Source organism: Streptomyces venezuelae (assembly GCF_008642335.1).
GTDB lineage: Bacteria > Actinomycetota > Actinomycetes > Streptomycetales > Streptomycetaceae > Streptomyces > Streptomyces venezuelae_F.
The window spans coordinates 7,311,486-7,335,708 of record NZ_CP029191.1 but is presented as its reverse complement, the minus strand read 5'-3'; the positions used below and the strand labels follow the sequence as shown (position 1 = coordinate 7,335,708).

Annotated in this window: 26 protein-coding genes; 12 read left to right on the top strand and 14 right to left on the bottom strand. The window is 71.7% G+C overall.

Annotated elements, in window-relative coordinates; all coding sequences use genetic code 11:
- Positions 1-2: 2 nt before the first annotated feature.
- The 4 genes from DEJ49_RS32550 to DEJ49_RS32535 form a co-directional block, all read right to left on the bottom strand.
- Positions 3-689 carry a DUF6766 family protein gene (locus DEJ49_RS32550; RefSeq protein ID WP_150187420.1) on the bottom strand — a complete coding sequence of 229 codons (687 nt, stop codon included), beginning with the start codon at positions 687-689 and terminating at the stop codon, positions 3-5.
- A gap of 103 nt (positions 690-792) precedes the next feature.
- Entirely contained in the window at positions 793-1,200 is a 408-nt protein-coding gene (locus tag DEJ49_RS32545) for a hypothetical protein (RefSeq protein WP_223833079.1), read from the bottom strand.
- Between the two features lie 121 nt (positions 1,201-1,321).
- On the bottom strand, positions 1,322-1,744 hold the full coding sequence (locus DEJ49_RS32540; RefSeq protein ID WP_223833078.1) for a hypothetical protein: 423 nt from the start codon (positions 1,742-1,744) through the stop codon (positions 1,322-1,324).
- On the bottom strand, positions 1,741-2,706 hold the full coding sequence (locus DEJ49_RS32535) for an LLM class F420-dependent oxidoreductase (RefSeq protein ID WP_150187419.1): 966 nt from the start codon (positions 2,704-2,706) through the stop codon (positions 1,741-1,743). Before DEJ49_RS32535 ends, DEJ49_RS32540 begins: the two co-directional genes overlap by 4 nt.
- Before the next feature lie 178 nt (positions 2,707-2,884).
- Between DEJ49_RS32535 and DEJ49_RS32530 the strand changes: the two genes are divergently transcribed.
- Entirely contained in the window at positions 2,885-4,021 is a 1,137-nt protein-coding gene (locus tag DEJ49_RS32530) for a glutamate--cysteine ligase (protein WP_150187418.1), read from the top strand.
- Positions 4,022-4,133: 112 nt separating this feature from the next.
- Complete coding sequence (locus DEJ49_RS32525; protein ID WP_150187417.1) at positions 4,134-5,273, top strand: aminotransferase class V-fold PLP-dependent enzyme; 1,140 nt, start codon at positions 4,134-4,136, stop codon at positions 5,271-5,273.
- 27 nt (positions 5,274-5,300) lie between these two features.
- Here the strand turns inward: DEJ49_RS32525 and DEJ49_RS32520 are convergent, their stop codons facing one another.
- The 3 genes from DEJ49_RS32520 to DEJ49_RS32510 are packed head-to-tail and all read right to left on the bottom strand — an operon-like array spanning position 5,301 to position 6,920.
- Positions 5,301-5,852, bottom strand: coding sequence for a YciI family protein (locus DEJ49_RS32520; RefSeq protein ID WP_150187416.1), 552 nt, complete (start codon positions 5,850-5,852; stop codon positions 5,301-5,303).
- A 12-nt stretch (positions 5,853-5,864) separates the two neighbouring features.
- A complete protein-coding gene (locus DEJ49_RS32515) occupies positions 5,865-6,509 on the bottom strand; it encodes a GNAT family N-acetyltransferase (RefSeq protein ID WP_223833077.1) in 645 nt (214 codons plus the stop codon).
- A gap of 51 nt (positions 6,510-6,560) precedes the next feature.
- Positions 6,561-6,920, bottom strand: coding sequence for a hypothetical protein (locus DEJ49_RS32510; RefSeq protein WP_150174904.1), 360 nt, complete (start codon positions 6,918-6,920; stop codon positions 6,561-6,563).
- Between the two features lie 454 nt (positions 6,921-7,374).
- On the opposite strand from DEJ49_RS32510, the gene DEJ49_RS32505 reads away from it, so the two are divergent.
- The 7 genes from DEJ49_RS32505 to DEJ49_RS32475 all read left to right on the top strand — a co-directional run bounded on the left by DEJ49_RS32505 (position 7,375) and on the right by DEJ49_RS32475 (position 13,423).
- Positions 7,375-8,760 carry an ATP-binding protein gene (locus DEJ49_RS32505; RefSeq protein ID WP_150187415.1) on the top strand — a complete coding sequence of 462 codons (1,386 nt, stop codon included), beginning with the start codon at positions 7,375-7,377 and terminating at the stop codon, positions 8,758-8,760.
- Entirely contained in the window at positions 8,757-9,179 is a 423-nt protein-coding gene (locus DEJ49_RS32500) for a roadblock/LC7 domain-containing protein (protein ID WP_150187414.1), read from the top strand. Before DEJ49_RS32505 ends, DEJ49_RS32500 begins: the two co-directional genes overlap by 4 nt.
- Positions 9,176-9,532, top strand: a complete 357-nt coding sequence (locus DEJ49_RS32495; protein WP_150187413.1) for a DUF742 domain-containing protein — start codon at positions 9,176-9,178, stop codon at positions 9,530-9,532. The genes DEJ49_RS32500 and DEJ49_RS32495 overlap by 4 nt, the downstream gene beginning before the upstream one ends.
- Positions 9,510-10,121, top strand: coding sequence for a GTP-binding protein (locus tag DEJ49_RS32490; RefSeq protein ID WP_150174892.1), 612 nt, complete (start codon positions 9,510-9,512; stop codon positions 10,119-10,121). The genes DEJ49_RS32495 and DEJ49_RS32490 overlap by 23 nt, the downstream gene beginning before the upstream one ends.
- The gene (locus tag DEJ49_RS32485; RefSeq protein WP_150187412.1) at positions 10,118-11,326 is read left to right on the top strand and encodes a cytochrome P450; all 1,209 of its coding nucleotides are present in this window, start codon (positions 10,118-10,120) and stop codon (positions 11,324-11,326) included. Before DEJ49_RS32490 ends, DEJ49_RS32485 begins: the two co-directional genes overlap by 4 nt.
- 13 nt (positions 11,327-11,339) lie before the next feature.
- Positions 11,340-12,575 (top strand): cytochrome P450 family protein, encoded by a 1,236-nt coding sequence (locus DEJ49_RS32480; RefSeq protein WP_150187411.1) that lies wholly within the window; start codon positions 11,340-11,342, stop codon positions 12,573-12,575.
- A 215-nt stretch (positions 12,576-12,790) separates the two neighbouring features.
- Positions 12,791-13,423, top strand: coding sequence for a hypothetical protein (locus DEJ49_RS32475; protein WP_150187410.1), 633 nt, complete (start codon positions 12,791-12,793; stop codon positions 13,421-13,423).
- On the opposite strand, the gene DEJ49_RS32470 is transcribed toward DEJ49_RS32475, so the two are convergent.
- From DEJ49_RS32470 to DEJ49_RS32460, 3 genes are read right to left on the bottom strand one after another with little or no spacing between them, the layout of a single operon-like run.
- A complete protein-coding gene (locus tag DEJ49_RS32470) occupies positions 13,311-14,657 on the bottom strand; it encodes an MFS transporter (RefSeq protein ID WP_150187409.1) in 1,347 nt (448 codons plus the stop codon). The two genes, DEJ49_RS32475 and DEJ49_RS32470, sit on opposite strands and share 113 nt — an antisense overlap.
- The gene (locus DEJ49_RS32465; RefSeq protein ID WP_150187408.1) at positions 14,654-16,672 is read right to left on the bottom strand and encodes a PEP/pyruvate-binding domain-containing protein; all 2,019 of its coding nucleotides are present in this window, start codon (positions 16,670-16,672) and stop codon (positions 14,654-14,656) included. Before DEJ49_RS32465 ends, DEJ49_RS32470 begins: the two co-directional genes overlap by 4 nt.
- A complete protein-coding gene (locus DEJ49_RS32460) occupies positions 16,669-18,042 on the bottom strand; it encodes an acetyl-CoA carboxylase biotin carboxylase subunit family protein (RefSeq protein WP_150187407.1) in 1,374 nt (457 codons plus the stop codon). The genes DEJ49_RS32465 and DEJ49_RS32460 overlap by 4 nt, the downstream gene beginning before the upstream one ends.
- A 255-nt stretch (positions 18,043-18,297) precedes the next feature.
- Here DEJ49_RS32460 and DEJ49_RS32455 point away from each other — a divergent pair, with 255 nt between their 5' ends.
- Entirely contained in the window at positions 18,298-19,335 is a 1,038-nt protein-coding gene (locus DEJ49_RS32455) for a PAS domain S-box protein (RefSeq protein ID WP_223833076.1), read from the top strand.
- 40 nt (positions 19,336-19,375) lie between these two features.
- On the opposite strand, the gene DEJ49_RS32450 is transcribed toward DEJ49_RS32455, so the two are convergent.
- The 3 genes from DEJ49_RS32450 to DEJ49_RS32440 all read right to left on the bottom strand — a co-directional run bounded on the left by DEJ49_RS32450 (position 19,376) and on the right by DEJ49_RS32440 (position 21,805).
- A complete protein-coding gene (locus tag DEJ49_RS32450) occupies positions 19,376-19,891 on the bottom strand; it encodes a lytic polysaccharide monooxygenase auxiliary activity family 9 protein (RefSeq protein WP_150187406.1) in 516 nt (171 codons plus the stop codon).
- 139 nt (positions 19,892-20,030) lie between these two features.
- Positions 20,031-21,113, bottom strand: coding sequence for an endonuclease/exonuclease/phosphatase family protein (locus DEJ49_RS32445; protein WP_150188629.1), 1,083 nt, complete (start codon positions 21,111-21,113; stop codon positions 20,031-20,033).
- A gap of 23 nt (positions 21,114-21,136) precedes the next feature.
- Positions 21,137-21,805 (bottom strand): M15 family metallopeptidase, encoded by a 669-nt coding sequence (locus DEJ49_RS32440; RefSeq protein ID WP_150187405.1) that lies wholly within the window; start codon positions 21,803-21,805, stop codon positions 21,137-21,139.
- Positions 21,806-21,891: 86 nt separating this feature from the next.
- Here DEJ49_RS32440 and DEJ49_RS32435 point away from each other — a divergent pair, with 86 nt between their 5' ends.
- Positions 21,892-22,608 (top strand): response regulator transcription factor, encoded by a 717-nt coding sequence (locus DEJ49_RS32435; RefSeq protein WP_150187404.1) that lies wholly within the window; start codon positions 21,892-21,894, stop codon positions 22,606-22,608.
- Positions 22,601-23,686 (top strand): sensor histidine kinase, encoded by a 1,086-nt coding sequence (locus DEJ49_RS32430; RefSeq protein ID WP_190329511.1) that lies wholly within the window; start codon positions 22,601-22,603, stop codon positions 23,684-23,686. The genes DEJ49_RS32435 and DEJ49_RS32430 overlap by 8 nt, the downstream gene beginning before the upstream one ends.
- Here DEJ49_RS32430 and DEJ49_RS32425 read toward each other — a convergent pair.
- The gene (locus DEJ49_RS32425; protein ID WP_150187403.1) at positions 23,662-24,210 is read right to left on the bottom strand and encodes an EF-hand domain-containing protein; all 549 of its coding nucleotides are present in this window, start codon (positions 24,208-24,210) and stop codon (positions 23,662-23,664) included. The genes DEJ49_RS32430 and DEJ49_RS32425 overlap by 25 nt on opposite strands.
- Positions 24,211-24,223 lie beyond the last annotated feature (13 nt).

Below are 24,223 nucleotides of genomic sequence, written 5' to 3'. Positions count from 1 at the left end.
TCTCAGCCGCCCTCGACGCCGGTCGCGGTGTGCGGTGACCCGACCGGCTTCGACTCCGGGGACCCGCGCTGGCGCAGGTAGACGGAGAAGACGGCCATGCAGCCCACGGCGAGGAGCTCGGACTGCCAGTTCTGCAGGGTGCGGCTCCAGAAGTCGGCGGCGCCGAGGTAGCCGAACCAGCTGATGGGGGCCTGGAGTTCGCGCAGGTGCTGCTCGTTGTACGCGGCGGTGCCGGTGACGGACTGGGCGAGCCAGGAGAGCAGGAACAGCGTGCACATGAGGATGCCGAGCGACCGGGAGTACCAGGCCTGGCGCACGCCTCCGGCCGCCGCCCAGCGCGGCGAGTCGGGCTTCGCGTGGACGCCGACCTTCTGGTCCTCGTCGGACTCCGTGCCCGCCTTGTGGAGCTCCTTGGACTCGGGCGACCCGCGCTGGAGCAGCCAGACCGTGCCGAAGATGTAGAGGAAGAACTGCAGGTACTCGGACTGCCAGTTCTCCATGACGTCCACGGCGAAGTCGGAGGACAGCAGATAGCCGCCGAAGCTCATCGGGGCCAGGTCCTCCGCGACGAGCTGGTTGTTGAAGTCGGCGTGCCCCGCGACGGCCTGCCCGGCCAGGGACAGGAGGAAGCCCACGCCGAAGGCGAGGGTCAGGCTGTTCTCGCGGACGAAACGCAAGAGCCCCTTCACCGCTGGATCAACCCCTTCACCGCTGGATCAGCCCGAGCACCGTGCAGTAGGCCAGCCCTGCGGCGACCATCACCAGATACACCGTGAACATCGTCCGCACCGGTCAACTCCCCTTGATCTGGCACTGGTACGGCTTCTCGGGGCGTGGGGTGCAGCCCGCGGCCGTGATCTTCCAGCCGTCCGGAAAGGACGAGAGGAAGAGGGTGTCGCGGTCGGTGACGACGCGCGCCTGCCGCCCGTACACGTCGACGTGCCGCACCCCCGTCGACAGCGGGACCTGGGCCTCCGGCAGGGCCTTCGCGCAGGGCTGTTCGGCGGACTGCTCCAGTTCGTCGAGGGTGCCGGGGGCGAGCGCCGCACATCCGCGCGCGGCGTCCGGGGCGCGCAGACTGGCCTCGAAGCGGGCGGCGGCACGGGCCGCGGCGTCCTCGCGTGCGTCGACGCCACCGCCGCAGCCGGCGATGGCGCAGCCCAGCAGTGCCACGGCGACGCCCAGTCGTGTTGCGCGCACCAGTGCCGTACTCCTTCGCGGTCCCGTCCGGATACGGGCCCTCCGACCATGCCGCACCCCGGCACGCCGTACGGAAGACCGGGGTCCGACACGCGGACGTACACCCGAACGGGCCAACCGCTCAGGCGTCGCCGGGCGGTGCCCCCTGGTCGGGTCCGGTCAGGCGCAGCTGCACCTCGACCTCCTGGTCCCCGGAGGCCGTGGCCGCGTCCGTCACGACGAAGGCGGACGCCAGGGCCGCGCGCAGCCGGGACACGGCGACGGGCGCGCCCTGCAGGTCCGCGGTGACCGATCCCGCGAGCAGCACGCCGGGGACGGAGCCTGGGCTGTGGTCGGCGAGGAACCCGCCGGTCCAGACCTCGGGGGTGGCCTCCCTGGTCTGGCCGGGCGCGTCGGACCCGCGGTCGGAGGGGAAGTGTTCGCGCAGCACGGTGAACACGGTGTCGGCGTCGGCCGGGGAGCACTCGCCGAGGACCACCTGCACGAGGTCCGCGGACGGCGGGTGCGGGGACTCGGGGTGCTCGCCGGCCGCCCCGCCCGTCACAGCTCCCTCAGGGCCGGCAGGAGCTTCTTCTCGGCCCAGTCGATGAAGGGGCGCTGCTGGTCGCCGCCCACCTGGACGAGGGCGATCTCCGTGAAGCCGGCCTCGGCGAAGGGGCGTACGGCCTCGACGAAGTCGTCGACGTCGTCGCCGCAGGGGATCTGGTCCGCCATGTCCTCCTTGGTGACGAACTGGGTGGCGCCGGAGAACCCGGACGGTCCCGGCAGCTCGGAGTTGACGGGCCAGCCGCCGACGGACCAGCGGAACTGGTCGTGGGCGCGGGCGATCGCCGCGTCCTTGTCGGTGTCGTAGCAGACGGGCAGCTGCCCCACGCGGGGCTTGCCGCGGCCGCCGTGCTTGTCGAAGGACTCGATGAGCTCGGCCTTGGGCTCGGTGGCGATGACGAGGTCGGCGTGCTGTCCGGCGAGCGTGCAGGACCGCTCGCCGGAGACGGCGATGCCGATGGGCGGCAGCTCGTCGGGCACGTCCCACAGCCTGGCGTTCGCGACGTCGAAGTGGGTGCCTTCGTGGTTCACGTTGTCGCCGGTGAAGAGGGCGCGGATGATCTCGACGGCCTCTTCGAGCATCTCGATGCGGACGCGGGCGGAGGGCCAGCCCGCGCCGACGATGTGCTCGTTGAGGTTCTCGCCCGAGCCGAGTCCCAGCCGGAAGCGGCCCTCGGAGAGCAGCTGCATCGTCGCGGCCTTCTGCGCCACGACGGCGGGGTGGTAGCGGACCGTCGGGCAGGTCACGTATGTCATGAGGGGGATGCGCGACGTCGCCTGCGCGGCCGCGCCGAGCACGCTCCACGCGTACGGCGAGTGCCCCTGCGACTCCAGCCACGGGAAGTAGTGGTCGGAGGTGACGGAGAAGTCGAAGCCTGCCCGCTCCGCGGCGACCAGGTCGTCGACGAGCGCGCGCGGACCGGCCTGCTCGGTCATCATTGTGTAGCCGATTTGCACCATAAATGATCGGTTTGCCGAACGACTCGTCTCGAAACCTCCGGCGACCCGCCGCTCCACCGTACGGCTGCGGATCCCGTCCGGGGGTACAGGGGTCTCACGGTCCCGGACGGAGTGTCCGCGCGGCCACGGAAGAAACGCGGCAGACGCCGCGACGTGACATGGAAGAGAGGCGTCTCCTTTGCGCACTGTAGGAGTGGAGGAGGAGCTCCTCCTGGTCGACCGTGAGAGCGGCGAGCCCCGGGCCCTGTCCTCGGCCGTCCTGGCCCGGGCGGCCAGGGACACCGGGGAGAACTCCGGCGCCGAGAAGCAGGCCGACGACTACCGCGAGCCCGAGGAGGAGACCTTCGAGAGGGAGCTCCACGGGCAGCAGCTCGAATTCGCCACGCAGCCACGCTCCGACATGGGCGACCTCGCGGACGAGGTGGCCCGCTGGCGCGCGGACGCGGCACGGCACGCCGGCGACGTGGGAGCGGCGGTGGCCGCGCTCGCCACCTCGCCGCTGCCCGTGAGCCCGGCGGTGAACACGGGCAGCCGCTTCCAGTGGATGGAGGAGCAGTTCGGCCTGACGACACAGGAGCAGCTGACGGGCGGCTGCCACGTCCATGTGTCGGTCGACTCGGACGAGGAGGGCGTGGCGGTCATCGACCGCATCAGGTCCTGGCTCCCGGTCCTGGTCGCGCTGAGCGCCAACTCGCCCTTCTGGCAGGGCAACGACAGCCAGTACAGCAGCTATCGCAACAGGGTGTGGGGCCGCTGGCCGATGGCGGGCCCCACGGAGATCTTCGGCTCCGCCGAGCGGTACGAGGAGCAGGTCGCGGAGATGACCGCGACGGGCGTCCTGCGCGACCGGGGCATGGTCTACTTCGACGCCCGGCTCTCCCACCGCTACCCCACCGTCGAGATCCGGGTGTCGGACGTCTGCCTGGAGGCCACGTCGACGGTCCTGATCGCGACGCTGGCGCGGGGTCTGGTCGAGACGGCCGCACGCGACTGGCGTGCGGGGCGCCCGCCGCTCCCCCACGGCGTGGCGTCCCTGCGCCTCGCCTCCTGGCGCGCGGCCCGCTCCGGCCTGGAGGACACGCTGCTCGACCCGGTCACCATGCGCCCCGCCCCGAGCGACGAGGTGGTCCGCGGCCTGCTCGACCACGTCCGCGACGCCCTGGAGGACTCGGCCGACCTCGACCTGGCCCGCACCACCGCGGAGGACCTCCTGAAGCACGGGAACGGCGCCCGCGTGCAGCGGGAACTGCTGGAGCGCACGGGCAGCCTCCGGGAGGTGGTGAAGGAGTGCGTGCGCCGCACGAGCCCGATGTGACCGCACCGCACGCCTGACGGCGGGGACGAGCTGAGACCATCGGTGGCATGGCCCCTACACGTTTCCGCACAGACGTCTCCGCGGTCGGCCGCGCCCACATCCCCGAGGCACGGTGACCGCGCCCGCCGCCTTTCCCGGCGGTCCCGAACTGTTCCGGCTCGGCGCCGACGTGGCCCATCTCAACCACGGGTCGTTCGGCGCCGTGCCGGTCCCCGTCGCCCGGGTCCACCGGAGCATCGCGCAGGAGGCGGCCGCCGATCCGGACCGCTTCTTCCTCGGCGTCCCCGACCGGCTCGCGGACGCCCGCGGCCGTATCGCGGCCCGGCTCGGTGCCGACCCCGAGGGTGCCGCCCTCGTCACCAACGCCACCGAGGCCGCGGGGCTCGCCCTCGACGCCCTGCGGCCGGCGCCGGACGACGAGGTGCTGGTCACCGACCACGGCTACGGCACGGTCGTCGCGGCCGCCGCCCGCAGGGCCCGCGTCGTCACCGTCCCGCTCGACCCGGCGCTCCCCGACGAGGAAGCCGTGCGCAAGGCGGTGCTCGCCGGCCTCACCCCGCGCACCCGCGTCGCCCTCCTCGACCACATCAGCTCGCCCACCGCCCGCTTCATCGCCACGCCCGCGCTCCTGGCCGACCTCGCCGAACGCGGGGTGGCCACGGTCGTGGACGGCGCCCATGCCCCCGGCATGCTCGCCGACCCGCTCGCCGGGGCGCCCGACTTCTGGTTCGGCAACCTGCACAAGTGGGCGTACGCGCCACCGGGCAGCGCGGTGCTCGTGGTGGCCCCCGCACACCGGGACCGGGTGCCCGCGCCCGTGCCCTCCTGGGAGGACGGCCGCGGCTTCCCCCGCTCCGTCGAGTACCGGGCGACCGCCGACTACACGGGCCTGCTCGCCGCGCCCGAGGGCCTCGACCTCATCGCCTCGCTCGGCCCCGACCGCGTGCGCGCCCACAACAGCGCCCTCGCGGCGTACGGCGCCGAACTCCTCTCCGCGCTGCCGGGACTGACCCCGCTCCCCGCCGACGACCGGCTGGCCATGCGCGCCCTGCGCCTGCCCCCCGGCCTGGCCCGCACCCCGGACGAGGCGGCGTCCCTGCGTGAGGAGATAGCCGCCCGGCTGGGGTTCCGCGTCCTGATCTGGCCCTGGCCGAACGGCGGCGGCATCCGTGTCTGCGGACAGATCTACAACACACCGACCGAATACGAACGCCTCGCGACGGCACTGCGCCCTCTGCTCGACGGCCGCTGACCCGCCGCCGTCACCGGCGGGCGCCGCTCACCGGCGTCCGCCGAACTCCCAGTCGTGGACCTCGATGTCGGCGTACCGGTCCGGGGCCAGCACGGCGCGTGCCGTCTCCGGGTCCGGGGCCCGGAGCAGCACGGCCGTGCCGAGCCATGCGGTGCCGTCGTCGGACAGCAGGGGCCCGTACGCGATCAGCTCGTCCTGGTCGCCGGGTGGTGTGGGGAGGCCGTCGGGGCGGTCCGGGCCCAGGCCGAGGACGAGGTGGCGGTCGCCTCCGGTGCGGCCGCCGGGGAAGTCCCACATGGTGCGGCCGAGCATGTCGCGCCACCGGCGGAGGAGGACGTCCCGGTACACGCCTGCCTGCTGGTTGGGCTCGTCGTGGGCGAACGCGCGGGCGGCGGCGGGGTCCGGCAGGTCGACGATGTGCACGCTGCCGGAGGGGGTCTCGCCGTCGTCGGCGAAGGTCGGGCCGCGGGCGATCAGCTGGGCGGCATACCGGTCCATGTACGACCAGTGCTCCTCCCCCAGCTCCTCGCGCAACGGCAGCGAGCCGGGTCTGTCGCGGTGGTAGCAGAAGAACTCCATGAGCGGTGCCCCTCAGTCCGTCTCGGGCGACTTGAGGCAGACGCCGGTGAGCGGTGCCTCGACCGCCCAGCCGAGCGACTCGTACAAGCCGCGTCCCGCGACCGTCGCGCCGAGCACCCCGCCGCGGGCGCCCGTCTCGCACGACGCGTGCGCCAGGGCGTTCATGACGGTGCGTCCGAGGCCCTTGCGGCGGTGTGCCGACGCGGTCTCTATCTGGTCGAAGACGACGGTCTCGGCGCCGGGGAGTCCCGCGGCCTGGCCGTGAGCGGCGAAGGAGCCGTCCGCGGCCAGGACGAGGGCGCGGGTCACGCCGCCCCGGCTCCATGTGCGGAGCCGGTAGCCGGTCGGGAGGTCCGTCGCCCTGGTGCGCAGGGTCGTCGACATGAGGAAGCAGGGGTCGTCGAAGGCCCACTCGGGTGTGAGCCAGGGGGCGACGGTCTCCGGGGCCTCGAACACTTTCAGCCAGGTGCCGGGGGCCGTCGTCTTCTCCACGAGACGGCGGGTGACGGTCTCGTCGGCCTCGGGCAGGACGTGCCGGGTCACGTGGTGGGGCAGGCCGACATCGATCGTGTACCCCCACGGCTGCTCCACCGCGGGTGCCGACCCGCGCGAGACGACCCAGCCGTCGACCCAGGCCCGCACCATCGCCGTATCCACGCGACCTCCACACGTAATGGGTGCTGCCCGCCGCAGCACATTACGCGCAGCCTACTCGCCCTCTTCGTGCTCCTCGTTCTCGAAGTGCAGTGCGATCGACCGCAGTACGTCCGCGGACGTCACGTCCGTGCGCCCCTCGTCGTGGACTTCGGCGAGCTGTGCGAAGGAGAGGGCGAAGGCGGACGTGATCTGTTCGATCACGGGGCCCAGCTCCTGGCCCACCACCGCCGCCACCTCGATGGGCGTGGCGTCGGCGGGGATCTCGATGGGCGGCAGCATCTCCTCGAGCATGGCGCCCACCGCACCGCTGTTGTCGATCTCGCCGTCCGGGTTCTCGCGTGCCTGTCGGCGCATCTCGAGCGCTTCCGTCAGGATGCCGACGACTCGTTGCATGATCTCGCGCTGCTCCATGCCGGGAAGCCTAGACGCTGTGGATCACGGATGGCCGACGCGCGACCACGAATGCTCCCAGCGGGTCCTTGGTCATCTGGACCCCGGACGATGGACACGACAAGATATCGTTGCCAAGCGGAAGCCAACTGGCTGTTTTTATCAGTCAATTGGCCGAAAACGTGTGCCATGGGAAGACCGCAGCAACCGAGGGAAGCCAGGAAGCAATTGATGAGTACGGTGATTCAGGTCGGACTCCCGATCCGGCCTCGGTCTCGTTGCGCCCACCGGCTTCCGTAGTTGGCGCGAGCCCTGCCCCCACCCCCCACAGGGCTGCCCTCCGGCGCGGGACGGCCGGCGTACCAGCGCGGCCGTCGGACGGCTCGGCCCACCCCGGCCGGCCGCGCGCGCCGAGTGGTGTCCCCGGCCCGGCGGCCCACGGCCGCCCCACCCCCATTCACACCTTGAGGACGTGATGACAGACCTCATACAGGCCACCTCCGTGGTGCCCTCGGTGCTGGCCTTGGCCGCCGGCGGCGCGGCCTGGCGGTTCTGGGACCGGTACCGAGGCGAACGCGCCGAGAACGGCCGCCTCCGCGTACAGGCCGAGGAGATCACCAGACGACAGCACGCCACCGAGCACGTCCTGGCGCAGCTCGCCGGTGGGGTCATTCCCAGGCTGGGCGCCGAGGCGGAGCGTCTCGGCACCGGTCACGGTGTCGACATCGAACTGCCGGAGCCGCTGGTGAACACCGCGCTCGCGCAGCGGCTCACCGAACTCGCCAACTCGGCGGCGCACACGGTGCGCAAGGTGCAGTACGACGCGCAGACCAGCACGAGTTCACAGATCACCGAGGCGCGGGAGAGCGCGCGGAGCGAGGCCGCCCGCGCCCGCCAGAGCGCAGAGGAGTCCAGCCGCGCGGCCGTGCGCGCCGTCTCGTCCGCGATGGTGGGCATGGCGTCGAAGCTCAGCCAGCGCGTGAGCCAGGGCGTGCGGCGGCACGAGGGCGACGAGGCGTACGAGACGCTCGTCGGCATCGACCACCCCACGCAGCAGATGCTGCTGGTCGCCCAGAACTACGTGGTGCTGTCCGGCGGCAAGCTGTCGCGCCGCTGGCCCGCGACGCCGATGACCGATGTGGTGCGGGCCGCGATGGGCAGCATCGAGGAGTACGAGCGGGTCGAGCACCAGGAGCTCGGCGTCACGGTGACCAGCCGGGCGGTCGGGCCGATCGTGCACGCGCTGGCGGTGCTCCTGGACAACGCGGTGCGCTACTCCCCTTCGTCGGCCAAGGTGCACGTCGCCTTCCAGGAGGGGCACCACGGGGTGTCGGTCATCGTCGACGACGCCGGTCTGCGCATGAACGAGGAGCAGTTGACGTGGGCCAGGGAGATCCTGACGGGTGTCCGGCGCGACGACATCAACCAGCTCGGCGCGCACCCGCAGACCGGTCTGCGGGCGGCCGCCGCGCTCGCCGGTGACTACGGGTTCCGTATCGACCTGGAGGCACCGAACCCCTTCGGCGGCACGCGTGTGTACATGTTCATCCCCAAGAGCCTGTTGACCGCGTCCGCCCCGCCCGCCGCCGCCCCCAGGCCCGCGGCCGCCGAGCCGGCCCCCGCGCGTCCGGCCCCGGCAGCACCCGCTGCCGCACAGGCGCCCGCACCGGCGCCCGCGAAGCGCACCACCGCCAGCGGTCTGGCCGTCCGGTCGCGCAGGAGCCCCGCCGCGAGCCCGCGTCCCGCGGCGTCCGACGGCGGGGCGGCGGCGCCGGGACGCCCGTCCATCGCCGCGGCCTGGGCGAAGGGGACACGCAGCGCGCGCACCGAAGACCCGACCACCTCGCACGAAGGAGCATGACCGTGACCACCGGCAACGAACTTGGCTGGCTGCTGGACCGCGCTTTGGGGTCCATCGAAGGCGTCCGGCACGCGGTGCTGATGAGCTCCGACGGTCTGCTGCACTCCCGCACGGCCGGGATCGGGCAGGACGAGGCGGAGAAGTTCGCCGCGATCACCGCGGCCGTCCGCGCCGCCGCCCTCGCCTACGACGAGGAGACCGGCGGCGGGGGCACCCGGCAGGCCCTGATCGAGCTCACCAACCACGTGGGGCTGATCACCCAGGCGGGCGGCAACACGATGCTGTCGGTGCAGACCACGGGGCCCGACGCCGACATCGGCCTGATCACCCATCACATGCTGGAGCTGGCCCAGCGGGTGGGCCACGAGATGAAGGTCGCGCCGCGGCAGCCTTCCGAGCTCGGCCTGCCGACGACGTGAGCGGCCCGCGGCGGGACCCGGACCTGGTCAGGCCCTACGTCCGTACCGACGGACGGGTCCGCGCCGATCCGGATGTGCGCCTGGAGACCGTGGTGATCGCCGCGAGCGGCTCGGCCGAGGGCCTGGGCGCGGACGCCCGGCGGGTCATGGGCCTCTTCGACCGGTCCATGGGCGGGGGCCTCGCGGTCGCGGACATCGCGGCGGCCCTGGAGTTCCCTCCCTCCACGGTCCGCATCCTCGTCTCCTCCCTCATCGACGAGGGCCTGTTGGCCCGCCCCGTCGACGCGGGTGAGGACCAACCACAAACCGATCTGCTCCAGGAGGTACTGCGTGGTCTCCGCGCCCTCGTCTGACGGCCTCATCTATGTGCCACCCGGCGTGACCCGGTCCGCGAAGATCGTGATCTCGGGGAGTTTCGCCGTCGGCAAGACGACATTCGTGGGCAGCGTCTCCCAGATCCCGCCGCTGCGCATGGAGGAGCGGATCACGCAGGCCAGCGAGGGAGTCGACGATCTGGCGCGCACCCCGCGCAAGACGACCACGACGGTCGGCATGGACTTCGGGCGGCTGCACCTCAGCGACGCCCTGGTCCTCTACCTGTTCGGCACACCCGGCCAGGGCCGCTTCCGCCCCATGTGGGCGGGGCTGACCGAGGGCGCCCTCGGCGCGCTGGTCCTGGTCGACACCCGCAACCTGGAGGCGTCCTTCGAGATCCTCGCCCTGCACGAGGAGCAGGGCACGCCGTACGCGGTGGCGATCAACCTGTTCGACGACGCGCCACGCTACGACCTGGACGAGATCCGGCAGGCCCTCGACCTGGACCCGCACACGCCGCTGACGACGTGTGACGCGCGGGACGGCACGTCCAGCGTCCTGGCCCTGATCACCCTCTGCGAGTACCTGACCGAGTTGCACGCACCCGTTTTGGAGCCCCGCCCGTGACCACCCCGACCACGATCGATGTGGCGCCCGAGCGCCGGATCGCCCTGCACGAGGCCGAGTTCGCGGCCGATCCGCACGCCGCGTACGCGCGCATGCGGGCCGAGTTCGGGCCGTTCGTGCCGGTGGACCTCGTTCCCGGCGTCCCCGCGACCCTCGTCATCGGCTACGCGCAGGCCCGGCGGATCCTCAACGATCCCCTGCGGTTCCCCGCCGATCCGCGGGTGTGGGAGCAGTCCGTCCCGGAGACCTGCCCGGTCCGCCCGATGATGGAGCACCGCCCCAACGCGCTGCGCTCGGCGGGTCCCGCGCACACCCGCTACCGGTCGGCGAACAGTGCCGCGATCAACGCCGTCGACCAGCACGAGCTGCGTACCGTCGTCGAGAAGGTCGCCGACGCGACGATCGCCGAGTTCCGGGACGCCGAAGGCGCCGACCTGCTGACCCAGTACGCCTGGCCCATCGCCTTCCGCGTCCTGAGCGCCCTGCTCGGCTGCCCGGACGAGATGGGCCGCCGCATCGCCGACGGCATGGCGAAGATCTTCGAGGGCGTGGACGCCGCGAGCGGCAACCAGATCCTCTCCCAGGCGGTCGCCGACCTGGTGGCGCTGCGCCACCAGCAGCCCGGCGACGACATCACCTCGCGGCTCCTCGCGCACGAGGCGGCGCTCGACGACGTCGAGATGGCCCACCAGCTCGTCACGTTGTACGGCGCCGGGATCGAGCCCCTGACCAACCTGATCGCCAACACCGTCCTGAAGGTCCTCACGGACGACCAGTTCTCCGGCGACCTGCACGCGGGCGGCTCCTCCGTCCGCGAGGCGCTCGACACGGTGCTGTACACCGACCCGCCGCTTGCGAACTACTGCATCAGCTATCCGCCGCACCCCGTCGACGTCGACGGGTTCCTGCTGCCCGCGCACCAGCCGGTCGTCATCTCGATGGCCGCCTGCAACAACGATCCCGCACTCGGCGACCAGCACACCGCGAGCAACCGCGCGCACCTGTCCTGGAGCACCGGGCCGCACGCCTGCCCGGCGCGTCCGCACGCCTACCTCATCGCCGAGACGGCCATCACGCACCTGCTCGACGCGCTGCCCGAGATGGACCTCGCCACCGCCCCGGAGAACCTGGTCCGCCGTCCCGGACCCTTCCACCGGGCGCTGGCCGCACTGCCCGTCACGTTCCCCACCGCCTCATCCGTCTGAAGGGACCACCACCATGGCCGTGCCCACGCAGCCGATCGTCCTCGACCCCACCGGAGCCCGCGCCCACGACGAGCACCGCGCGTTGCGGGCGCACGGCCAGGCGGTCCGTGTCGACATCCTGGGCGTGACCGCCTGGTCCGTCGCCGACCCCGCGCTCCTCAAGGAGCTGCTCACCAGTCCGAACGTCTCCAAGGACGCCCGCGCCCACTGGCCCGAGTACGGCGAGACGATCCAACGGTGGCCGCTCGCCCTGTGGGTGGCGGTGGAGAACATGTTCACGGCCTACGGAGCCGACCACCGTCGCCTGCGGCGCATGGTCGCGCCCGCCTTCAGCGCCCGCCGCATCACCGCGCTGAAGGAGAACATAGACGAGGTCGTCACCGGCATCCTCGACCGTCTCGACGCGCTGCCGCCCGGTGAGACCGTCGACCTGCGCGAGCAGCTCGCGTACCCGCTGCCCATAGCGGTCATCAGCCGGCTCATGGGCGTACCGGCCGAGCAGCAGGACGCCTTCCGCCGGGTCGTCGACGGTGTCTTCGACACCACCCTGACCGCCGAGCAGTCCGAGGCCAACACCAGGGCGCTGTACGAGGCGCTGCATCGGCTCATCGCCGCCAAGCGCGCCGAGCCCGGCGACGACATGACCTCCCTGCTGATCACCTCGCGCGACGAGGAGGAGGACGGCGGCCTGTCGGAGGACGAGCTGCGCGACACCCTGCTGCTGATGATCAGCGCCGGGTACGAGACCACGGTCAACGTCATCGACCAGGCGATCACGCAGCTGCTCACCCACCCCGACCAGCTCGCGCTGCTGCGGTCGGGCGAGGTCGACTGGAGCGACGCCGTCGAGGAGACCCTGCGCTTCGAACCGGCGGTCAGGCACCTGCCCCTGCGGTTCGCGGTGACCGACATACCCCTGGCCGACGGGCAGACCATAGCCAAGGGGGAGGCGATACTCGCGTCCTACGCGGCCGCGAACCGCCACCCCGACTGGCACGGTGAGAGCGCCGACGACTTCGACGTCACGCGCACGGTCAAGGAGCACCTCGCGTTCGGCCACGGCGTCCACTTCTGCCTGGGCGCACCCCTCGCCCGGCTGGAGATCAGCACGGCCCTGAGCCTGCTCTTCGAGCGCTTCCCCCATCTCGAACTCGCGGTGCCCGCCGCCGAGTTGAAGCCACTCGGCTCACTGCTCAGCAACGGCCACGACTCGCTGCCCGTCCGGCTCCGCCCCGCGAGCGGCCGGTGAGCCAGACGGCGAGGGCGGCGCCGGCAGGGTCCGCCGGGTCGGCGAGGTCCGCCTCCGATGTGTCCTGACTCCTGACGCTGTGTCCTTCCACGGCGCTCAGCATCCCCGACCGCGACCGCGCGGGACGGGAGTGACACGTGGTGTGCGGGGGTAGGGCGTGGTGGACCGGTGCGGGTACGGGAGGACCGGTCCGGCCTAGGAAAGGGCGACGACGCATGAACAGTTCCGTCTCCAAGGGCTCCGCGTGGGCGATCCTCGCGCTGAGCGCCGCGTTGGTCTCGACCGCGCTCGGCCCCTCGGCGAGCGCGACAACGCCGAGGGACGCGGGCGACGGCACGGCCACGGCGACCACCGCACGCCAACGCGCCTGCCCCGTCGTCTACTTCGACCTGGGCGAGACGCTCGTCCACACCGCCGACGACGGCAGCATCACCTATCGGCCCGGCGCCGCCGCCTATCTGCGCGCCCTGCGCGCTCGCGGCATCCCCGTCGGCCTGATCACCAACGTGCCGTCCTCGTGGGGCTCGACCGACGCCGAGCGGGCCGCGCGGCTGCGGCAGGAGGTCGACGCCACCTGGAAGGGGTCGGCGCCCTTCGCGTGGCACGACTTCGGCGACCGCGTCCTCACCCCGCGCACCGAGGCGGAGCGCAAACCGGCCCCCACCCTCTGGCAACGGGCGAAGGCCGGCTCCGGCCACTGCCGGGTCGTCTATCAGGCGGAGACCGCCGAGGAGGTCACCGTGGCCTCCTCGCTCGGATTCGTTCCGTACCAGGTCGGCCGCCCGCACCGACCGGCGTTCCTGCCGGTGGGTCTGGTGGAGCTGCTCGGCCGCCGGGCTCCCGCCTGACCATCCCGCTGCGCAGCAGCAGTTGGAAGATGCCGAGGAGCACCGCCGTGGCGATCGCGCTGTGCCACAGCAGGGCGTCCAGGCGTCCGGCGGCGAGATAGGCGCCAGCGGCGATCGCGGCCAGTGCGCACACCGCGCGGTCCACGATGCTCTCGACGGAGAGCAGCGTGGCGCGCGGGGCGTCCGCGGGCACCGCGTCGTTCACCAGCTTGCGCTGGATGGGGTACGCGAAGCCGGTCGCGGCGGCGAACACGCAGAGCAGCACGACGACCGCCCACGGCCCGCCGAACGTCATGGCCGCCAGGCTGCCCGCGAGCGCGAGGCTGAGGATCGACACCCAGGCGACCGGTGGCAGGCGACGGCTCAGCCACTGCGGCCGCGCCGAGGCCACCGCCTCCGCCACGGTCATCGCCGCCATCACACCGCCGTGCGAGGCTTCCGCGATGCCGTGGTCGAGCAGGATCGGCTGGAAGAGGTTGACCTGGCAGATCCGCGAGAGCGTGAAGATCGCCACGCCCTGCACCATCACCAGGGCCAGCCACCGCGAGGAGGCGACGCAGCGCAGCGCGGTGCCCGCGTCCCGCAGGAACGCGCCGCCCCGGCGCCCTGCGTCCCCCTTTTCCGTACGGCCGTCCGCGCCCGCGATGCGGGGCAGTGCGACGGCGCAGACGACGGAGCCCGCGGCGCTGGCGGCGCTGAGCACGTACGGCGTGGGGTGCGCCACGGCCATCAGCGGCCCGACCAGCGGCCAGCACACGACCTTCGCCACGAGGCCGAGCGCACGGGCGGTGCCCTCCGCCTTCAGGTAGTGGTCGTCGCACTTCTCGGCACGCAGCCCGTCGTACAGGTAGGCGCTCGCCGCTCCCGAAGTGAGGGAACGGCCCGCGGCGATCGCGAGGAAGTGGACGAGGAATCCGGTGTACGAGGCGCTGACCACCGGAGCCAGGTTCGCCGCCGTCATGACCACGGCTCCGGCGCGCAGGCAGTTGCGGGTGCCGATCCGGTCGGCGATGAGCCCGGTGGGGATTTCGAACAGGCAGAAGGCGACGTAGTAGATGCTCTGGATGCCGAAGATCTGTCCGTCGGAGAGCCCGGCGGCCTTCTGGTAGGCGTAGAAGACCGGCATCCACCACAGCAGGTTGAACAGCAGCTGGAAGCCGTAGTTGAGGCGGATGATGCGGCGGGCGGTGTCCGTGAGGCCGGTGGTCGCCTGCTGTCCCGACGCCGCCCTCACAGCGCGTAGGGGCGGATCTGGACCAGCCGGAAGTCGCCCCGGTCGGTCATCAGCCACTCGATGTCCAGCGGCCTGTCCACGTCGTCCGCGCTGAAGTGGGACTGCAGGAGCCGCCCGGTCAGGGACAGGTCGGCGAGCCGGGCGCGGGTGGCGGCGGAGAGCCCGTCGCCCCAGGAGCCGAGGGCGACGGTGCGGCCGCCGCCCTCCACGGTGTTGTACAGGTACTGCTGCGGCAGGACCGAGCCCTCGACGACCTGCTCCGGGGAGCCGGGGGAACAGTTGAGGTAGACGTTGCGGAAGTCCTCGCGGCGGGTCGGGTTGCAGGTCACCAGGACGCCGCCGAGCGAGGCGGGGACGTACTCCTGGATGATGACGCCCATGTACGTGTCGTCCAGCGAGATGCCGACGTCGTGGCGCAGGCGCACGCTGCGGGGCGAGAGCAGCGATGCCCACACCTGGCGTACGGCGTCCAGGAGTTCACCGGTGCCGTGGACGGTGGTGACGGAGTCGTAGACGCCGGCGGCGGAGAAGCCCGGCAGGTCCTCGGCGTTGGACGAGGAGCGCACCACGAGGCGGCCTCCGGAGTCGGCGGGGAACGCCTGGCTGATCTGCCGGGTGACCGATTCGGGGACGGGGGTCTGCCGGATCAGGTGCTGGAGTTGCAGGCAGAGCGAGTCCAGGACGTCGGTGGCGTCGAGTTCGAGTGCCATCTTCAGCTTGCCGATGCCCTGTTGCAGGACGGTGGACGAGGCAAGGAAGTGCTGTTGGAGCGCGAAGGGCAGCGCGACGCCGTTCGGGGCGCTGACCGATGAGGCCACGAACTGGGCCGCCGCCGCCCGCAGTTCGCCGTCGGTGGGGGCGCCCGTGTGGAAGGCGCTGAGGCCGAGGCGTGCGGCGAGGTGCCCGTAGAGGTTCTCGCGCGGGGGGCGCGGTCGGCCGTAGAACGCGGTGAGGTCGGCGGTGCGGCTGTCGAGCACGTGGTGCAGCTCGCCGAGGTTGGCGGCCTTCGTTCCGTAGCGGTCGCGGTCGGTGCTGCGCAGCCGGTGCAGGGCGAGGACGGGAGCGTCTTCGAGGAGCGGCGGTTCGAGGCGGATGCGCTGCTGGTGCCAGGCGGGGGCCTGCAGGTCCGGTGCCCGGTCGAGCCGTTCGAGGGATATCTCGTCCTCGCGGACCCGGTAGCGGACCCACGCGCCGTCCAGGCCGTCCTTCTCGACGAGCTGTTCCAGGTCGCGGACGATCGCGTTGGGTATGCCCCATCCGGAGGCGAGGACGTTGGTGTGGGACAGCGGGGTGATCGGCGCGGTGTTGAGGAATCCCGCCACGCGGGGCACGTCGTCGGGCAGGCAGGGCATGGCCACGATGTCCGCCCAGCCGAGTTCGCCCGCCGCCGCGGTGTACGCGTCGTGCGTACGGAAGAACCGCAGCCGTCCGGTGGCCTCGCCGGGGTTGAGCGGGGTGCGGGCGCGGGTGCCGAAGAGCTCGTGGCTGAGGATGCGCGGCACGCTCTGCTCGCTGATCGCGGCGAGCGCCTCCTCCTGCCCGTGGTTGGCGGGCTTCAGGAGCAGCGGCAGCCTGCCGTCGACCCGGGTGCGCACGAACTCGTAGAAGGAGGCGAGCAGTTCGCCGTGCATGGTGTCGGCTTCGGTCGTCTCCAGGACGAGGAAGGTGCGCTCGCGCCCCTCGGGGTCCTCGTCGGTGTGCAGGGAGAGCACGCCGAGCAGGAAGCGGCGGTCCGGGTCCATGTAGACGGAGGCGTTGAACGCGTCGAGGTCCGCGTCGAGCGCGGTGAGGTCCATGCCGAGGATGCGGGTGGCGATGTAGTCGACGTGGAAGGGGTGCGCGGCGGTGTCGAGGAGGTGCCAGGTGTTCTCGGCGCGGTCGACGACGACTTTCAGGTACGGGTGTCCGGCCAGGACCCCGGAGAGGGTGCGGAAGAGCGGCAGGGAGAGGTTCTCGCCGACGACCGTGCGGTCCGTGGCCGGTTCGGCGGGTCCTGTGAGCAGTTGGGCGGTCATGCCGGGACCTCCTCGGGACGGGCGGCGGGCAGCACCTGGGGCAGGGCGTCGACCAGGGTCTCGAAGTCGCGGAGCACGGTCCGCGGGGTGGTGGCGGAGAGCAGGCACAGGGCGGCCATGGTGTTGGCGCCCGCGGCCGGGTCGTACACCGGCACGACGCTGCCGTCGGCGAGGGAGCTCTCCGGAACCACCGACAGCTCGCTGCCGCGGCTCAGGGGCACGTCCGCGGTCACGGAGGGGAAGTCCCAGACCTTGCGTCCGCGCCAGGCCTCCCCTTCTCCGTCGACGGCGAGGACGACGAGGGAGCCCGCCGCGCCGCGCGCCCGCTCCGGGGTGAGGGCCTGCGCGGGCCACTCCACGCGGCGTCCCACGAGGTGGTCGACGAGCATGCCGACGAGGTCGAGGCCGAAGACCTCCTCGATCTGCGGCACGGTCATCGCGCCGCCGAACCGTGCGGCCGTCTCGATCAGCCACATGCGGCCGTCGGCGCCCAGCTTGATCTCCGTGTGCGTGCCGCAGTCGCGCAGACCGAGTGCGTCGACGGCGCGCCGGGCCAGGTCCACGATCCGGTCCTGGGCGTCCTGGGCCAGGAGGGCGGGGGTGATGCTGGCGCGTTCGGTGAACGGTTCGACGGTCGGCATGCGGCCGCTGATGCAGACCGGGTGGAAGGTGCCGTCCGCGACGACGCCCTCGACGCTCACGTAGTCGCCCCAGCCGGGCTCGTCGAACCAGTCCGACGCGGTGCCGGTGACGATCTGCTCGACGACGAAGTCCGCGTCGGCCTCCGCGACATGCAGTTCGGCGAAGCCCAACTGGGCGGACTCGGCCATCACTTCGCGGGAGCGGGCCCAGGCGGCCGGGACCTCGCGCGGGTCGCGGATGATCTGGTGCGCGGTGGATCCGGCGCTCCAGGCCGCCTTGAGGAGCAGCGGCCCCGGCAGTTCGCGGGCCGCCGCACGCAGGTCCGCTTCGGTGCCGACGGGGCGGAACTCGGGCTGCGGCAACCCGTGTTGCTGCCAGGTGCGCCGCATCAGCCGCTTGTCGCGGGCGAGCGCGGCGGCGGCGCCGGCCCCCGCGAGGCCGAGCGCCTCGCAGGCCTCCGCGACGGCCACGACCGCGTATTCGGAGAAGGTGAGCACCGCGTCCGCGCCGACGGCCTCGGCCCGCTCGGCGATGAGGGACACCAGGTCGGAGCGGTGCGTGCCGTCGGGCGTGACGACCGACGCGCACAGTCTCCGGGCGGGCCCCGCCACGGCGGGAGGCAGAGCGCTGAGCGCCAGCAGGTGCACTTCCGCCCTCGCGGCCGTCCGGGAGAGGACGTGACCGAGCGGCGGACCACCCTTGGCATGCACTAACAGCACCTTGCTCACGGAAATTCGTCTCCATTCGTCGTGTTGATACGGGTTGGCATGAGTCTCCGAGTGGCGGGGCGTGTTCACCCGCTCACTCAAGGGGACCAAACCCGGGATGTCCGTAACGCCCCAGTGGGCACCGGGGACTCAGGCAAATGCCTGAGTCCCGCCTGCGGCAGTTCGGCCGAGAAGGGGGGCATGTGGGAGCTGGGGGCGGGATAGCCAGTGCCGTGTGACTGAGCGTCAGCCAGTCGTATACGGACGGAGACCGCTGTGGACGATTCCACCTTCAAGGCACTGAGCAGGACCGGTACGCCCGGCAGATACGCGGCCTTCGCGGACCTCGTCGACCTCGCCCCCGCCGCCGCGTTCATACGGGACAGCGACGGCCGCTACCTGTGGGCCAACCACGCGTACGCGCACCTCTACGGCACGGTCCCGGACCACGTGATCGGCAAGTACATCGAGGACCTCGACGAACCCGCAGAGGCCGAGCAGTTCCGCGCCCTCGACCAGGAGATCCTCAGCCGGGGCACACCGGTGCGCCACACCCTCGGCTACCGGCGCCCCGACGGCAGCGCGGGCCGGGCGGTGGGCCACCGCTTCCCCGTACGGGAGAACGCGCGGACCTGTGTCGCGGGGATCTACGTGGACGTTACCGACCACCTGCGCGCCACGGTCCAGTGGCAGGAGGCCGAGGAGAATCTGCAGGCCCTGCGCGACCACAGCGGTCTGCCCTGCGCGCTGCTCTCCGCGAACGGGCGGGTGGTCGAGGCGAGCGCGGCGGCGGCCGAACTGTTCCAGGTCAGCCCGCACGACCTGGTGGGCCGCCGCGCGCACACGCTTCTGGCACCGGAGCCCGACCTCGACCGGCTGCACCGCCGCTGGAACGGCCTGATATCCCGCCGCACGAGACGGGTGGAGACGTCCGCGGTACTCGTGGACGCGCACGGTCTGCAGCGCCGCGCGCAGCTGCACCTCACGTCGATCGGCCACTCGGCGTCGCGGGCGCGGCACGTGTGGGCCGTGGTCACGCATCAGAGCCTGGCCCACGAGGCGCATCCGGCGCTGACCGCCGCGCAGATCCGCATCCTGTCGCTGCTCGCGGAGGGCAGCAGCAACGGCGACATCGCCACGTCGCTGCACCTGTCGCGGCAGACGGTCGACTACCACCTGAGCCGCCTGCGGCACCTCTTGGGCGCGGCGACCCGCCCCGCTCTGGTCGCCCGCGCCTACGTCCTCGGCATCCTGGCCCCCCGCGCCTGGCCGCCGCGCTCGGCGACGGCCGCACATCCGCTCAGCACGGTCTGATCAGCACGATCTGCTCAGCACGGTCCGACCTACGGGTTCCTCAGCGGATGTTGACGTCGATGCACGCGTAGAAGGCGTTGGACGTGTCCCCGATGTTCCACACCGCGAGGACCTTGTGCCTGCCGGTGAAGTTGCCGAGGTTGACCTGGTGCGAGACCGTCGCCGGCGGCTGCTGGTTGTGGCCGTCGACGGTCGCGACCTTCGTGCCGTCGACGAAGTACTCGTAGTTCAGGGTGCGGTGCCGCGCGGTGAACGTCCAGGTGAAGGTCTGCGTCCTGCTGACGTCGCTGACCTTCCAGCCCTTGCTGTCGTTGTCCAGCTCGGCGAACCGCGCGTTGCCGCCGCTACAGCTGCGCAGGCCCTTGGGTCCCTCGACGCTCTGCGGTTCGTACTTGATCTCGCCGCACGCGATGGTCCGCGCGGCACACTGCGCCTGCCGGCTCGCCGGCGCGTTCACGTAACCGTGCGCGCTGGCCGAGCCGGTCGGCAACGTCAGGGCGAGCACGGGCGCCATCCCGGCGCCTATCGCTGCGGCGATCTTCCGCTTCTTGTCCATGCGTACTCCTGGGGCGAGGGGTCCACGGCTGCCGATTAGTCCAGACCATAGACTTCGGCTGAACACGGTCAAGGTTGGATTCCGGCCACAGCGGTGCGTACGGGCGCGGGGCCGGGTCACCAGCTGGCGCGGGGCCGGGTCACCAGCTGATCGCGGTTCCCACCGGCAGGTGATCGCTGCCCGTCTCGGGCATCACCCACGCACGCTTCGCCTCCACCCCGCGGACCAGGATCTGGTCGATCCGCGCCACGGGGAACTTCGCGGGCCAGCTGAACCCGAACCCGCTGCCCGCCTCGTCGTGGGCCGAGTGCAGCTGTGCGGTGAGGCCGTCGAGGGCGCGGTCGTCCACGGTGCCGTTCAGGTCGCCGAGCAGGACCACGCGTTCGTTCCGCTCGGCGGCGAGCGCCCGGGTGAGTGCCCGGGCGTTCCTGTCCCGGGTGGCCGTGCCGAAGCCTCCGTCCGACGTCACCCGTACGGATCCGAGGTGGGCCACGTACACGGCGAGCGGGCCCTGGTCCGTCGCCACCGTGGTGCGCAGCGCCCTGTTGTCGACCAGCTTGGCCGACGCCGGCTTGCTGTCGCCGAGAGGCCCGACGTCCTGCTCGGTGTCGACGGGCCGGGTGCGGGAGAGCGGCAGCTTGCTCCACAGTCCGACCGTGCCCTGCACGGTGTGGTGCGGGTACGCCCGCGCCAGTTCCTTCTCGTACGTCCCCCTGGCCCCCTCGCTGATCTCCTCCAGCGCGAGCACGTCAGCACCGGAGCCGATCAGGGCGCGGGCGGTGCCGACCGGGTCGGTGTTCTCGGCCGCGACGTTGTGGCTGACCAGGGTGAGGTCGCCGCCCGACTGCGCCCTGTCGCCGAGCAGCCCGCCGAAGAGGCTCAGCCACGCGGCGACCGGGAGCACCAGCGCGATCGTCGCGGACGCGGAGCGGCGCCAGAGCGCGACGCAGAGCAGCACGGGCACGCCCAGGCCGAACCACGGCAGGAACGTCTCCACCAGGCTGCCGATGCCGCCTCGGTCGGTGATCCGTCCGTGCAGCAGCATGAGCAGGCCCAGCGCGAGCGCGAGTGCCGCGGACACGAGGCCGCGCTTCCAGGGACCGGACCCGCGCAGGGAACGTATTGACCGATGGAGGCGTGGGCGCGGGGTCCCACGCGTGTCCGTGCCCCGCTCCGGTGCTCGGCCGCCCCGCGCGCGCTCCGCCGTGTCGACCCGCGTCATCGTCTGTCCTCGTTCGTCGTTGCTCACCGCTGCCGCCGCATCCTGGGGTCCTGCGTGGGGTCGGCGTACATCCGTGGGCAGCCGCGGTCCGCCGCGTCCGCGCGCAGTTCGTAGTGCCAGGGTTCGTTGCGGTAGATCTGGCACAGCCCGTACGCGGCGCCGTGCCCGGAGAGCCACGCCGTCGCCCTGGATCCCCCGAGGTCGACCGCATCCCCCGCCACGTGCGGGGACGTCTCCGCGGTGGCCACCCAGCGGGCGGCCTCGCTTTCGGACCCGTATTTCTCGACCGCTTCACGGAGAAGCCGATTCTGGTGTTCCGCGGAACGCCATCCGCTGTTGACACGGAATTCGACGCCGTTGTCCGCGGCAGCCGCTGTAGCCGCATGCCGGAGCGCCTTGCGCAGTTCCGGATCGAGTTTGGCCACGGCGGGAATCGAGTCGTCGAAAACGGTCGCGCCGCCCGGAGGGATACGTGACGGAGAGACCGGGGAAGCCGGGGAAGCCGAGGAAGAGGGAGAAGACAGAGAAGGCGTGGTGAAGGACGACCTTGAAGACGATGTCGGCGCCTGGCGGACGAGGACTGCCGCGGCGATCACCGCGACGACGCCGGCGATCAGACCGACGAAGATCAGCCCTCGAACCCCGCGGCGCGTTGTCCGTACCGTCCGTGCGGACGCTGGAATTCGAATCATGCCGCCAGTGAAAGCAATGCGCTGTTGCCGACACGTATGCGGTTTTCGATACGTCGACGATATGCGTCGGCTCGTACGCTGAGCACATGCGTGTCCTGATCGTCGAAGACGAGCCCTATCTGGCGGAGGCCATCCGCGACGGTCTGCGCCTGGAGGCGATCGCGGCGGACCTCGCGGCCGACGGCGACACCGCTCTGGAACTCCTCGACTGCAACGCCTACGACATCGCGGTCCTCGACCGGGACATCCCCGGGCCGTCCGGCGACGAGATCGCCCGCCGTATCGTCGCGTCCGGCAGCGGCATGCCGATCCTGATGCTCACCGCGGCCGACCGGCTCGACGACAAGGCCTCCGGGTTCGAACTCGGAGCCGACGACTACCTCACGAAACCCTTCGAGCTCCGTGAACTCGCGCTCCGCCTCAGGGCCCTCGACCGCAGACGCGCCCACAGCAGGCCTCCCGTACGCGAGATCGCCGGCCTGCGCCTCGACCCGTTCCGCAGGGAGGTGTACCGGGACGACCGGTTCGTCGCCCTGACCAGGAAGCAGTTCGCCGTACTGGAAGTGCTCGTCGCGGCGGAGGGAGGTGTCGTCAGCGCCGAAGAGCTGCTCGAACGCGCGTGGGACGAGAACGCGGACCCGTTCACCAACGCGGTACGCATCACGGTCTCGGCCCTGCGCAAGCGGCTCGGCGAACCCTGGGTCATCGCGACCGTGCCGGGGGTCGGCTACCGCATCGCTACGGCACCGGACGCCCCCGGGGGCGAGGGAGACGGCCCTGCATGGAGAAACGGCCGTGCGTAGAGAACCCGGCCTGAGCGTCCGCCTCAAACTCACCCTCAGCTACACCGGATTCCTGATGCTGGCGAGCGGGCTGATGCTGATCGCCGGATGGTTCTTCCTGACGCGCGTGAAGCACGTGGGGCTCACCTTCCAACCGGGCTACGAGATCCCCGTCGCGCGCGAGTTCGCCCCGGTCGCCGCCATCACGATGCTCTTCATGCTGGTGTTCGGACTCGGCGGCGGCTGGCTCCTGGCGGGCCGCATGCTCGCCCCCCTGAACCGCATCACCCACGCCACGCGCACGGCCGCGAACGGTTCGCTCTCCCACCGCATCCACCTGCCGGGCCGCGAGGACGAGTTCCGCGAACTCGCCGACGCCTTCGACACGATGCTCGAACGGCTCGAAGCGCACGTCGCCGAACAGCAGCGGTTCGCGGCCAACGCCTCGCACGAGCTGCGCACGCCCCTGGCGATCTCGAAGTCGCTCCTCGACGTGGCCCGCACGGACCCGGACCACGACACGGCCGAACTCGTCGACCGCCTGCACACCGTCAACACCCGGGCCATCGACCTCACCGAGGCGCTGCTCCTCCTCAGCCGCGCCCAACGGCGGTCCTTCACCCGCGAACACGTCGACCTGTCCCTCATGGCGGAAGAAGCCACCGAAACGCTGCTCCCCCTCGCGGAGACGCGCGGCGTCACCGTCGAGACCGGCGGCGACGTCGCCCCCACCATCGGCTCCCCGGCGCTCCTGCTCCAGCTGACGACGAACCTCGTCCAGAACGCGATCGTCCACAACGTGCCGGAGGGAGGGACCGTCCGGGTCCACACGAGCGTCCGCCCCCACACGGTGGTCCTGACGGTGGAGAACACCGGCGCGCACCTGCCCCCCGAGCAGATCGCAACCCTGACGGAACCGTTCCAACGAGGCACGCAACGCACACACGCTCAACACGCGGGCGTCGGCCTCGGCCTGGCCATCGCCGACACGATCACCCGGGCACACGACGGAACCCTCACCCTCACATCCCGCCCGACCGGCGGTCTGCACGTCACGGTGGAGCTCCCCGCGGCTCAGTGGAGCCGACCGAAAAGGTGATTGGCCGGTGCGTCAGGGTTCTCCCCGTAGAAGAACTCGGCAGCCGCCCGGTGGTACTCGTCCCGCGACAGCGTCCCTGAACCGTCCAGGTCGAGCGCGTTGAACACCTCGGCGCACTCGTCGTCACCGGCCCGCCCCGTGCTGCCGAAGATGTGCGTGAACTCGATCAGACTGATCGCGCCGTCGCCGTCGCTGTCGGCCAGATCGAAGAAGTGGTCGGCGACGGGGGCGAGTTCTTCGGGGTAGTGGGCGCGGTCGGCGAACATGGCGGCGAAGGCCTGTGTCATCTCCGCCGACGTCACCCTGTCGTCCTTGTCGGTGTCGACGGGAGCGATGACGGTCTCCCAGAACCGGCGCATGGTCTCGTACATCTGCTGCGCCTGAGGAGAATCGGGACCAATACCCCTTGCCCGAACATAGCGCTCGCTCATCAGGACGACGTCCTGCCGCGTGATCGCACCGTCGCCGTCGACGTCCGCAGCGCGGAACCACCGCTCGTACTTCCGTTTCCGCAGCTCGTTCATGGGCGCAACGTAA

What these genes read in the sequence shown, in the direction of transcription:
- DEJ49_RS32445 (WP_150188629.1), bottom strand. Translation starts at nt 21,113, where the DNA reads ATGACGCGGGTCGACACGGCGGAGCGCGCGCGGGGCGGCCGAGCACCG.
- DEJ49_RS32505 (WP_150187415.1), top strand. Translation starts at nt 7,375, where the DNA reads ATGACAGACCTCATACAGGCCACCTCCGTGGTGCCCTCGGTGCTGGCC.
- DEJ49_RS32475 (WP_150187410.1), top strand. Translation starts at nt 12,791, where the DNA reads ATGAACAGTTCCGTCTCCAAGGGCTCCGCGTGGGCGATCCTCGCGCTG.
- DEJ49_RS32535 (WP_150187419.1), bottom strand. Translation starts at nt 2,706, where the DNA reads ATGGTGCAAATCGGCTACACAATGATGACCGAGCAGGCCGGTCCGCGC.
- DEJ49_RS32510 (WP_150174904.1), bottom strand. Translation starts at nt 6,920, where the DNA reads ATGGAGCAGCGCGAGATCATGCAACGAGTCGTCGGCATCCTGACGGAA.
- DEJ49_RS32450 (WP_150187406.1), bottom strand. Translation starts at nt 19,891, where the DNA reads ATGGACAAGAAGCGGAAGATCGCCGCAGCGATAGGCGCCGGGATGGCG.
- DEJ49_RS32440 (WP_150187405.1), bottom strand. Translation starts at nt 21,805, where the DNA reads ATGATTCGAATTCCAGCGTCCGCACGGACGGTACGGACAACGCGCCGC.
- DEJ49_RS32520 (WP_150187416.1), bottom strand. Translation starts at nt 5,852, where the DNA reads ATGGAGTTCTTCTGCTACCACCGCGACAGACCCGGCTCGCTGCCGTTG.
- DEJ49_RS32435 (WP_150187404.1), top strand. Translation starts at nt 21,892, where the DNA reads ATGCGTGTCCTGATCGTCGAAGACGAGCCCTATCTGGCGGAGGCCATC.
- DEJ49_RS32480 (WP_150187411.1), top strand. Translation starts at nt 11,340, where the DNA reads ATGGCCGTGCCCACGCAGCCGATCGTCCTCGACCCCACCGGAGCCCGC.
- DEJ49_RS32465 (WP_150187408.1), bottom strand. Translation starts at nt 16,672, where the DNA reads ATGACCGCCCAACTGCTCACAGGACCCGCCGAACCGGCCACGGACCGC.
- DEJ49_RS32425 (WP_150187403.1), bottom strand. Translation starts at nt 24,210, where the DNA reads ATGAACGAGCTGCGGAAACGGAAGTACGAGCGGTGGTTCCGCGCTGCG.
- DEJ49_RS32500 (WP_150187414.1), top strand. Translation starts at nt 8,757, where the DNA reads ATGACCGTGACCACCGGCAACGAACTTGGCTGGCTGCTGGACCGCGCT.